Here is an 11,950-nt window from a genome sequence, read left to right on the forward strand (position 1 = left end):
CATTTTGTAAAAACTTCTTATCTTAGGGCTTTACAACCTAATTTTCTAGCACATAAATAAAGACTATGTTGACAATCTTGTTATCCTCCATTTTACTTTCCAGCGGAACTGTAGCCAAGTCAGATACTTTAAAAGCTTATGGGGCTTTGCCGACCGAGCGTCAATTAAAGTGGCAGGAGATGGAAACGTATTGTTTGATCCATTATACACCAACAACTTTCCAAAACAAAGAATGGGGTTACGGTGATGCACAGCCTGCGTTGTTTAATCCTTCGGCTTTTGATGCGAACCAAATTGCGCAAGCTGCAGCGGCCGGTGGTTTCCGGGGGCTAATTAGTGTGGCAAAACACCACGATGGATTCTGTTTATGGCCAACCAAGACGACATCTTACAGTATTGCCGCTTCACCATGGAAAAATGGAAAAGGTGATATGGTCAAAGACTTTATGGAGGCGACCCACCGGAATGGGATGAAATTTGGTGTATATCTTTCTGCTTGGGACCGTCACGATGAACGTTACGGTACTCCAGCCTATGCCGATGCGTACAGGCAACAGCTCACTGAACTAATGAGCAATTATGGTCCATTGTTTACCTCTTGGCATGATGGCGCAAATGGTGGGGATGGCTTCTATGGTGGACATGAAGGGAAGCGCATCATCGATCGCACAACTTACTATGAGTGGCATGAAAAAACTTGGCCTATCGTACGTAAATTACAGCCCCAGGCGGTGATTTTTTCAGATATCGGTCCGGATATGCGTTGGGTTGGCAATGAAAGAGGATATGCGGCCGAAACATCATGGGCAACTTTTACGCCCATTGGGTTAAACGGAAAAGTCGCTGTTCCGGGTGCAACAGAATCACACAATGCCGAAACGGGCGACCGTAATGGTAAATATTGGATACCTGCTGAATGTGATGTGCCTCAACGCCCGGGATGGTTTTACCATGAGGAGCAAAATAGCCGCGTAAAAACACCGAACGAACTGTTTGAAATCTATCTGAGATCTGTAGGTAGGGGAGCCTGCATGAACCTGGGCTTAGCACCGATGCCTTCCGGTACATTACATGAGCACGATGTGAAGTCGTTGCAGGCTTTTGGAAAGAAAGTGAAGGAAACTTTCCGTACAAATCTAGCCAAAGGGGCAAGCATTACCGCATCAAATACACGTAATGGCGACAGTAAAACCTACAGTACAGCGTTTATTATCGATGACGACCGCTATAGCTATTGGGCAACAGACGATGCCAAAACATCGGCTACGCTAGAAATTAAATTACAATCACCGGCTAAATTTGATCTTATCCAGTTAAGGGAGAATATTAAGCTAGGGCAACGTATCGATAGTGTTTTCGTTGAACAATGGGAAAATAACAGCTGGAAGCCCTTAGCCAAAGCAACAAGCATTGGTGCAAACCGCCTGATCAAATTGGAACAGCCGCAGACTGCAAGTCGATTAAGGCTACATATTTATGCGCCTGTAGCGATTACGCTCAGTGATTTTGGATTGTTTAAGGAATATGATGAGCCATTTGCCTTTCGCACAGAAGAAGTCAAAAAGCTACGCGGTTTTCAGATTAAAACCGGCAGATCTAATGCCAATGCCTATATGTTGGATGGAAAGGCGAATACTTTCGCTACAGTTGCCGACCAGGGCGTAATTGTTGTCTCCACAGACAAACCTGTTTCTGGTATCGGCTTCCTTCCTCGTCAAGATGGAAAGCATGTTGGCACACCAACACAGTATCGCATATCTACCAGTGCCGACGGTAAAAAATGGACTGTCGCCAAAGAAGGAGAGTTCTCTAATATTAAAGCAAACCCAATTTTACAACAGGTGTTTTTTGATACCAATAGCGCAACCAAGTTTATCAAATTTGAGCCCAAGCAATTTATAGAAGGCAGCGAATTAGCCATAGCAGAATTTGAATTGTATGGTAAATAGAATTTTAATGCTCATCGTGGTATGTGCCAGTCATACCACGATGCTTTTTGCTCAGCAACAGCCGCTTGTACTTCGGTATAATAAGCCCGCTAAAGTCTGGGAAGAAACTTTACCACTGGGAAACGGACTTATCGGCATGATGCCGGATGGCAATCCCCATCAGGAAAAAATTGTACTCAATGAGATCAGCATGTGGTCGGGTAGCCCCGAGGATCCCAATAAGGATGAGGCCTATAAAAATGTCGACGCCATTCAGGCACTACTTAAAGCGGGCAAAAATGATGAGGCCGAAAAGCTGGTCAACGAAACTTTTGTTACGAAAGGAAAGGGTTCTGGATTTGGCAACGGAGCAAATGTACCCTATGGCTGTTATCAACTGTTCGGCAACCTATTACTGGATTATAAATTGCCAGCCGGAACAGTGGAAGACTACAAACGCTCATTGGACTTAGCGACAGCGTCTGCGCAAACTTCATTTAAAATAAACGGGCAGCAGTTCCAACGAAACTATTATACTTCCTTTGATAAAAATGTTGGACTTATCCAACTGAACCAACCGAAAGATAAGGTACAGAAGGTTGACCTATCGTTCCAGCGCCAAGAAAATATCGACCGGTACACCCTACTGAATGATGGAATTCTAATTGAAGGATCATTACCCGATGGAAAAGGTGGTAAAAACCTGAAGTTTGTCGGCTTAATTCGGGTAAAAGGTGAAAATCTGCAGATCAGCAAAATGGATCAGGTTTTGCAAGTATCGGTAAAGGGCAATCTCACAATCTATTTTTCCGCAAGTACTTCCTATTATGGAAAGAATCCACTACCTGTTGTCAAGGCAAATGTGGAAGCGGCAAAAATCGCTGATGAACAAAAAATATACCGCAACCATCTTGCTGCGTACCAAAAGATCTTCAATCGGGTAAAACTCAACCTATTTGGCAATGCAGCCAATGATACTATTCCTACGAATGAACGGATAGCAAATTTCTACAAAAATCCAGTACAGGATCCAGATCTGGCGACGATTTATTACCAATTTGGGAGATATTTGAATATTTCAAGTGCTGCTCCGAAAAATACAAATTCACTTCCCCCTAATTTGCAGGGCCTATGGGCAAATGAGATCAATACACCGTGGAATGGTGACTATCATCTCAACATCAATGCACAGATGAATCATTGGGGAGTAGAGGTCAACAACCTGACTGAATATCATCGGCCTTTTATCGAGATGATTAAACGTATTGCTAAGACGGGTGAACAGACCGCAAAGGCTTACTATAATGCGCCGGGATGGGTGGTTTATATGATGACCAATGTATGGGGATATTCTGCTCCGGGCGAGCAAGCTTCCTGGGGAGCGAGTACGGCTTCGGGCTGGCTATGTAACCATCTTTGGGAACATTATCTCTTTACCGGGGATAAAAGTTACCTCAGCGAGATTTATCCCATATTAAAAGGAGCTGCCGTGTTTTACGATCACACACTTGTTCAAGACCCTAAAACAGGGTGGTGGGTGACTTCGCCGTCGGTATCGCCAGAAAATGCATTTCGGATGCCCAATGGGAAAGTCGCTGCGGTGGTGATGGGACCTACAATTGATAACCAGATCGTGCGGGAATTGTATCAGGCGTTGATTCAGGCAGATGCTATTCTTAAAAAGAAAGATACTTTTGTTGATAGCCTTAAAAAGAAGCTAACGAATATTCCACCACCTGTGGTCGTTAGCGCATCTGGGCGCGTGATGGAGTGGCTGGAGGACTATGAGGAAGTTGAGCCTAAACATCGGCATGTATCGCATTTATATGGCCTATATCCAGCAGCATTTATATCGCCACAAACAACGCCCGAATGGGCTGAAGCGGCGCGTCAGACACTCGCTGTACGTGGGGATGAGGGAACAGGCTGGTCTAGAGCCTGGAAGATATTGTTCTGGGCAAGACTGCAGGATGGAGATCATGCGCTCGAGATTTTAAGACAGCTACTCAAACCGGCATATCACAATGAAACGACTTACCAAGGTGTCGGAGCGGGCACTTACCCCAATTTGTTCTGCGCGCATCCACCTTTCCAGATAGACGGAAACTTTGGTGGAGCAGCAGGGATTGCCGAGATGCTCATTCAGAGCCACAATGGGTATATCCACCTATTGCCGGCCTTACCCAAAGCTTGGTCAAAAGGGGAAGTTAAAGGTCTCAAGGCCCGAGGAAATTATACAGTAGATATCACATGGGAGAATGGGAAAGTCTCCGCCTTGCAGATTAAAGGAAAAAAAGGAAAGATTAGACTATTTGAAAATGGAAATTACAGGGATTATGAAGTGCATTAACTATTTGTGTTTGGTAGCAGTGTTGGCCTTGGGAACAACAAGCTGTTCCCAACGCACAGAATCGGAAAAGAAAGCGGCAATAGCGAAGAGTTTCAGTTACACGATCACCGGAAAAACCACTGCACCAAATGGGACGCAGGTAAGCCTCGTGGATCACGACAATACATTGCAGCAATTTGTAAAAACGCAGGTCACTAATGGACAATTTGTTCTGGAAGGCGAATTGGCTATGGCGGGATTTTACGATATCCAGATAAAGGGAATGGAACCCTACACGTTAGTTCTAGAAGGTGGAAGCGACTACGAGCTGAACGAAGAACATGGGAAATTTACGTTGACGACATCTTCTTCCAATGCTAAAGATTTTATGCTGTTCAATGCGAAATATCAACAGCGTGAGCAGGAAGAAAAAAGCAAAAGCACCAATAAAAGTCAACGGGTAAGGCAGCTGGAGAGTCAGTTGCCTTCGATGGCAGCAAGAAACGACGGTTCTTATGAAAAAGCCGTAGATGAAATACAGCGGTTGAGTGGCACTGAAGCATTTAACCCACGCACACTTTATACCGATTTTATTCTCGACAGTACCCACCGTTCCTCTTTGCTATTGCCTTATTTTTTTAAGTACGTATCGCTCGACCAGACAAATTATAAGAAATTTGATGCGGCATTGCAGGGCTTTGATGTTGAACTACAGAAACACCCTTATTTCAAATTTGCCAGGGAAAAGGTCGATAAGGTGAAAGATTTTTATGAAAATATGCCTGTGTTTCCATCAATAACGCCTATGAATGTGCAAAGGGATACGCTGAACCTGAACGATGTGTCAAAATCGAAAATGCTGATTGCCGCTTTTTGGAAGGCATCGAATAGCAATAGTCAAGCTGATATCAAGATGCTACGGACAAAGGAAGCGCAACTGAATGCCCTAGGGGTACAGGTTATTTACTTTTCGCTGGATAAGGATCTGGACAAATGGACGAAAGCAAGCAAAGATCTTACCCTGGGAAAACAGAGTTACTTTTTAAACTACAACGATCAGGCTACGATGGAAAATAATTTTGGGATAGACCGCACACCGAGCTATCTTTGGATTAATCCGGAAACACTGGAGATCTTATCGTTAAGCGGTGAAGATCCTGCCATGCCGAAGTTTGTGGCGAAGGTGAAGGAATATATAGCCAAAAATTAACGTTTATTGTCTTAAAAAATCCTATATTTGAAATAACTGTTTAATATTTGTTATTTCAATATATAATGAAAGTTGTTCAATTTACAGTTCCGGTAGTTTACCAGGGATCTATTTGTGTGCAGGAAGACATTCTGCCTTCATTCTACAGCAATTACCACCGGCACAAGGAAATCCAGCTGACCTATATTTTAAAAGGCCGGGGAACCTTTATGATCGGCAACTTTACGCACAGTTTCGAACAGGATGAAATCTATATTGTGGACGCGGATGAACCGCATATGTTCAAAACGGGAGAGGATGTAAAGGATGGCATACATGCGATCCATATTTTTTTCGACTATGAACATTTTAGATCTTTCTTGGACTTCCCCGAATTTGATGATGTTAAGTATTTTTTGGAACACATCAATGTCAGTAAAAAATTGGATGCGGAACATGCTGTAGCATTAAAAGAAAAGTTTGTACACATCAATTCCAGCGCGGGCATCGATCGGCTGCTGTCGTTGGTAAAGCTGATTAATTTTTTGAGTAAAAAAGTAGATCAATGGACTTCGCTGTATACTGGTATCCCACAAAAGAAGTTTTCAGATGCCGAAGGATTGCGGATCAATGAAATATTCCAATATACTTTTCAGCACTTTGGAGACAAGATTTCCCTGGAAGATATCGCTGCGGTAGCACACATGACACCACATGCGTTTTGTAAGTATTTTAAGAAGCATACCCGGAAAACCTATGTTACTTTTCTCAATGAAATCCGAATTGAACGCGCCTGCAAAATGTTGATTGATGAATCTTCGGAGAGCGTTTCAAACATCGCATTTAAGACGGGATTCAATAATGTTGTGAATTTTAATCGGGTATTCAAAAAAATAACCAAACTCTCGCCGAGCGAATACCTGCAGGAACACCGCATGCGCGACTAGTGCGTTTGATGTTTCAGCGAGTGGTTCGCAATTGGCAGACACGCATCATGTCCCATTGGAAGTGCAGTTAAACGCGAAAGATGATGTCGATCTCCTCTGTACGAATACTCCATCCAAACTTTGTAAATCAACAGCCGTAATCTCAAAAACCGAAAATTAGTTGTAACATTTTGGTTACTGTTTTGGATTTAAATAATTTATGAGTTAATTTTATTCTGCCGGTTAATTAACTTATAAATCATTTATATTTATGAAAAGAGCATCCAAGTCAACTTGGGGAATTCTTTCGGGTGTATTCATCCTGGTTTTAGCGGCATTGCCTTCGTGCAAAAAGCATGCAAAACTTCCCGGTGAAAACAATGAAACAATTCATGCCGTAAAATTCAAAATCAAGGATTTTGAAGCGATTGTTACTCCGCTAAAAAAACAATCAGCAAGACCAAATCGAGCTGCCTTAAACAGAGCCGCTTCCCAAAACGAGTTGCTACTGTATCATTGGACCTTTGACAACAGCAACACCATTCCTGAGACTGCGCTAGATGAGGGTAGCTCAATCGATTACAACGATGGAAAGACAGATTATGATTTTCTGGCCGGCTGGCCCACCACGGGGAAAGCCATTAGCTTCAAAGGTGTTAGAGAGATTTTGATTAAAATTCCAACGCAAGGTATTCGTTCCATAGGCAGCTGGGCATTTGATGGAAATAGCTCAAGTACAGGGCCAAGAGCGCTCCTATTGAGTTATTCCTTGGATAAAGGGAATAGTTTTTCGCTGCTCTCAGATACCATTAAGTACCCCTCAAATCTATCATTGTCAGGAAAAGTCGCCGTGAACACCTCTTTGGCAGATATTCCCCTCGGTTACAGTAAGGAGCTTTGGTTAAAAATCTCACTATTGGCTGGAAGTAGAGATGGTGGATCGGGTTACAGCTCAACGACAGGCACCTTTAAGATGGATAATTTGATGATTTATGGTCAAGTTAATCCGGAAGCGCTACCCAGCAAATTCTATTACCATGTTTTCGATGCCAATTCGAAGGCGATGGTTACCTCAGGGGTGCTTAACTCGCAGGACGCTTTTGATTTAGAATTGCCGAACGGCACCTACTATCTGAGCCTGATTGCTAAAAATTCAACATTGCCACTGGTTATGTCGGAGGCTGCTGATTTTGAACACTTTTATGCTACGAATCCTTTTTCTGAACGGTCTGCAGAGTTATTTGCCGGTCGTGATACCTTTGAAGTGAAAGGTGTTACCGAGCGGGTATTGAACTTAAACCGGATTTATAGCGAGGTTAAACTGACATTTACCGACACGGAGGATCTCAGTGTAATTGATAGTATTCAAGTACAGCAGCTTCATCCTGTATTTCATTATTACCCCTTTATAGCGCGAAGTAGTGATCAGGTTGATAAAAGTATGTTGATGATAATGCCACAATTTACAGCAGAAAATCGAAGCTTTTCGTTTAATCAATTTATGGGCTATTATTTAGAAAACAAGGTGATTAAATATCAATTCCGCGTTTTCAGAGCAGACCAGTTACTACGTACATTTGAATTAGGCAGCGAAATACGAAACAATGTTCAGCTACAATTTAAGGGTAAATTGTTGGAATCTGCCCATGGAGAATTGGGGTTTCAGATCTTCAAGAACGAGCGTTGGGATGAGGAGATCGTGATCGAATACTAACTAAACTATTTTCATATAGCATCTAGCCTCCCTACATCTATAACAAAAAAGGTGTCCAACAGCGGACACCTTTTTTCTGTTATAGCATTTTGGCTATAATAATTTTTTTAGCATGGTATTCCAACCAGCTAGGTCGTTTATTATTTTTTCAAGATCGGCAATGGCAACACGTTCTTGTGCCATCGTATCGCGATGGCGGATCGTGACAGTGTTGTCTTGCAAAGAATCGTAATCAACTGTGATACAGATCGGCGTTCCGATAGCATCCTGACGACGATAACGTTTTCCGATAGCATCTTTTTCGTCGTACTGAACATTGTAATCCAGTTTCAGCGTATTCAATATTTCTCGTGCTTTCTCTGGCAAACCATCTTTTTTGGTTAATGGTAAAATTGCAGCTTTTACCGGAGCCAATGCTGGAGGAAATTTCAATACAACGCGCGAATCTTGTTTTTCTTCCGTCGAAAGGTCTTCCGTTACCAGCGCGTTACACAATACAGTTAAGAAAAGGCGGTCCAATCCGATGGACGTTTCAATCACATACGGAATGTAGTTTTGATTGATCTCTGGATCAAAATATTGCATTTTCTTTTTAGAAAATTCCTGATGTTGTTTCAGGTCAAAATCCGTACGTGAGTGGATACCTTCCACTTCTTTAAAGCCGAATGGGAAGTTGAATTCGATATCAACAGCCGCATTGGCGTAGTGTGCTAGTTTATCGTGGTCGTGGTAACGGTAGTTGGAAGGATCGAAGCCCAATGCCAAATGCCATTTCAGGCGAGTTTCTTTCCATTTGTTATACCATTCCAATTCCGTGCCTGGGCGGCAGAAAAATTGCATTTCCATTTGCTCGAATTCGCGCATACGCATAATAAACTGACGTGCGATTACTTCATTCCGGAAAGCTTTACCAATTTGGGCAATACCAAAAGGAATTTTCATACGTCCTGTTTTTTGTACGTTCAGGAAGTTTACGAAAATACCCTGTGCAGTTTCAGGACGAAGGTACACTTGATCTGCACCGTCAGCCATAGCACCCATTTGGGTTGCAAACATCAAATTAAATTGGCGTACTTCAGTCCAGTTTTTGGTGCCTGAGACTGGGCATACAATGTTATGTTCTTCAATGATACTTTTCAGCGCGGCTAGATCGTCTGCATTCAATGCGGTATTCAACGACTCTAATAGTGCTGTTGCTTCAGTCGTTTTACCATCAGCTTCATAACGCGCAATTTTATCTTCGATCAATTGATCTGCACGGTAACGTTTTTTTGAATCTTTATTGTCGATCATCGGATCGTTGAAACCATCGACGTGACCCGAGGCTTTCCATGTTGTGGGGTGCATAAAAATTGCGGCATCGATACCAACAATGTTCTCGTTCAACTGCACCATGGATTTCCACCAATAAGTTTTGAGGTTGTTTTTTAGTTCCGAACCCAATTGACCATAATCGTAGACGGCGCTTAATCCGTCATATATTTCGCTCGATTGAAATACAAAACCGTATTCCTTCGCGTGTGATACTACACTTTTGAAAAAGTCGTCTGTCTGTTTGCTCATAAGTGGCAAATATAGATATAAGTATTTAGATTTTAAACGCCTAAATCGCGGATCTGCTGAGACGCATTTTTGTTATCTACTTTTTTGATAATATGTTGGATAATACCATCTGCGTCAATCACAAAGGTAGTACGTGCGGTGCCCATATACTTTTTGCCATACATATTCTTTTCGACCCATACACCATAGGCCTCGACGAGTTTCATGTCTTCATCCACAAGCAACTGAAAAGGTAGCTCATGTTTACTGATGAATTTTTGATGTGATGCCTCATTGTCCACACTTACACCTATGATCTCAAAGCCATCTTTTTTTAACGACTGATAATTATCCCTGAAGTTGCAGGCTTCTGTCGTACAGCCAGGTGTATTGTCTTTGGGATAAAAATATAAAATAACTTTTTGCCCTTTAAAATCGGAAAGATGGACGGTCTCGCCATGTTGATTTTTTGCACTGAAATCTGGTGCTTTCTGTCCTGCTTCAAGTGTTGCCATAATACGTTGTATTTAGTCTATTAAGATACGATTAATCTCTTAAAACCGCTGATTTATTACCGAAAATCAGGACTCTATTTCATAAATGAAGCTTCGTATGTCTTTACATTTCCTTTGTTGTCTTTCACTTCAAGTTTAAAGTCGTGTCTGCCGCTGCTGAGGTCTGGTTCGAAGTCATGCCAGATATGTCTTGTTTTAGGATCATATTTCATTAATGTCCATTTCCCATCAATATAAGCGTCAAAAGTAGCTATACCCGATAGATTGTCACTGATGGTAAAATCGATGGAGCGTTGATTAGATACATTCTTGCCGTCAGTCAGGTTACGCGCAATGATATTTGGTGCAATGGTATCGACAGCGATGTAAAAACCACCAAATTCGCGTACATTCGCTACCACCCAGCCGTTCTCATATTTACCCCCTTGTGCACCGCCATCAGAAGAAACAATCAAGGCTTTGTCATACAGGTTTTCAGACAGGGTGTAGTCGGGTTTGATCATGAGCTTGTAGTATCCGAAGACCGGTGTATACACGTTGTGGATATAGTGCATTGCCGAGTAACCCCTTGCTGGTTTTGCTTCTTGGGTATAATTGAAGTAAAGGTCGTCATACAAGATGTTTTTGCCCATGTAAATACGCGCGTTCTCGGCTTCATATTTGTTTTCGTCGGCATAGTGAAACATTTTAAGGCCCTTCGCAGTTGGGCGGCTGATTGACAGCGACGGATTGTTTTGTACCTTAAAATTCAATTCACTCGTATTCCCTTGAACATCTTTAACCACATATTTTACATCATGGACCTCATTGTCTTTCAACGTTATTTTACCGAGGTTATCCAAGTTTTTAAAGATGTTGATCGGATTGTTTGGATCTTTGAAGCTCTTTTGCACGCGTACCCCTGACTTTTTTAAATAAGGGTAGTCTACGTAGGACTGTATCGCACGGGTCTGATCAAAAGGAATGGATTCAAACAGTACCGTGCTGATGTTTATATTATCCAAAAATAGTTCAATCGAATACACACCATACGTAAAGGAGATGCCTCTCCGTTTATCAACGGTGTTGATTCCTAATCCAAAGGTGCCATTCACAGGTATCGGCGCTGTACTCGCTAAGCTATAGGTACCATTGCCGGCCGACTTGATCGTTTGATGTCTTCGAGGAGTATTTTCGTCGAATATTTCGGAACCTAAATCGTAGACCGTCATACCGCGGATAATCGGTTTTACCCCGTCTGGAAACAACAGGCCAAACAATTGCGGATTAAGCGGCAATTGTGCTTTTGTATCCCGGATCTCGAAATGAAGATGTGGGCCAGCTGAACCACCGGTATTTCCTGAGTTTGCAATAAACTCTCCTTTTCTTACAGGAACTTGGTTGGGTTTGAGAAACACATCGACATCAAAACGTTTTTGTTTGTACTGCTCATCTTTGACGATTTTCGCAAGATCCGAATTGAAGCTTTCGAGGTGCATGTACACAGAAGTATAACCATTCGGATGATCAATGTAAACATAATTGCCCCCTCCACCAATTTGTACCCGCACACGGGATACAAAACCTTCTGCTGCCGCATGTACAGGTATATTTATACGTTGTTGTGTACGATAATCGTCTCCGCCATGAAAATGCGTCGCGCGCAATTCGCCAAACGATCCCGAAGCCTGCGGAGAAATATCCATCGGGCGGACAAAATAGTTTTGTGGATAATTGCGGCTTTTGATAATATCTTGTCCCTTGATTAGACCTGTCATGCAGGCCAGCAGGGAGAGCATGGCTGTCGTTTTTTTTATCATGCTATTTC

Annotated in this window: 8 protein-coding genes; 5 read left to right on the forward strand and 3 right to left on the reverse strand. The window is 42.4% G+C overall.

The features are described from left to right. The first annotated feature begins 65 nt into the window (after window positions 1-65). The 5 genes from J2X77_RS15420 (at window position 66) to J2X77_RS15440 (ending at window position 8,086) form a co-directional block, all read left to right on the forward strand. Window positions 66-1,949, forward strand: coding sequence for an alpha-L-fucosidase (locus J2X77_RS15420; RefSeq protein WP_310081463.1), 1,884 nt, complete (start codon window positions 66-68; stop codon window positions 1,947-1,949). Further along, window positions 1,939-4,278, forward strand: coding sequence for a glycoside hydrolase family 95 protein (locus J2X77_RS15425; protein ID WP_310081465.1), 2,340 nt, complete (start codon window positions 1,939-1,941; stop codon window positions 4,276-4,278). The genes J2X77_RS15420 and J2X77_RS15425 overlap by 11 nt, the downstream gene beginning before the upstream one ends. Continuing rightward, complete coding sequence (locus J2X77_RS15430) at window positions 4,265-5,467, forward strand: DUF4369 domain-containing protein (protein ID WP_310081467.1); 1,203 nt, start codon at window positions 4,265-4,267, stop codon at window positions 5,465-5,467. Before J2X77_RS15425 ends, J2X77_RS15430 begins: the two co-directional genes overlap by 14 nt. A gap of 65 nt (window positions 5,468-5,532) precedes the next feature. Further along, window positions 5,533-6,393, forward strand: coding sequence for an AraC family transcriptional regulator (locus tag J2X77_RS15435; RefSeq protein ID WP_293889394.1), 861 nt, complete (start codon window positions 5,533-5,535; stop codon window positions 6,391-6,393). Window positions 6,394-6,643: 250 nt separating this feature from the next. Continuing rightward, window positions 6,644-8,086: a hypothetical protein gene (locus J2X77_RS15440; RefSeq protein WP_310081469.1), complete on the forward strand. Its 1,443-nt coding sequence runs from the start codon at window positions 6,644-6,646 to the stop codon at window positions 8,084-8,086. A gap of 93 nt (window positions 8,087-8,179) precedes the next feature. Here J2X77_RS15440 and J2X77_RS15445 read toward each other — a convergent pair whose 3' ends face one another. The 3 genes from J2X77_RS15445 to J2X77_RS15455 all read right to left on the reverse strand — a co-directional run bounded on the left by J2X77_RS15445 (window position 8,180) and on the right by J2X77_RS15455 (window position 11,942). Beyond that, the gene (locus J2X77_RS15445; RefSeq protein WP_310081470.1) at window positions 8,180-9,649 is read right to left on the reverse strand and encodes a glycine--tRNA ligase; all 1,470 of its coding nucleotides are present in this window, start codon (window positions 9,647-9,649) and stop codon (window positions 8,180-8,182) included. 32 nt (window positions 9,650-9,681) lie between these two features. Further along, window positions 9,682-10,143, reverse strand: a complete 462-nt coding sequence (gene bcp / locus J2X77_RS15450; RefSeq protein ID WP_293883980.1) for a thioredoxin-dependent thiol peroxidase — start codon at window positions 10,141-10,143, stop codon at window positions 9,682-9,684. A 74-nt stretch (window positions 10,144-10,217) separates the two neighbouring features. Continuing rightward, the gene (locus tag J2X77_RS15455; protein WP_310081473.1) at window positions 10,218-11,942 is read right to left on the reverse strand and encodes a M23 family metallopeptidase; all 1,725 of its coding nucleotides are present in this window, start codon (window positions 11,940-11,942) and stop codon (window positions 10,218-10,220) included. Between the last annotated feature and the right edge of the window lie 8 nt (window positions 11,943-11,950).

The organism is Sphingobacterium sp. 2149, assembly GCF_031455655.1.
Taxonomy (GTDB): domain Bacteria; phylum Bacteroidota; class Bacteroidia; order Sphingobacteriales; family Sphingobacteriaceae; genus Sphingobacterium.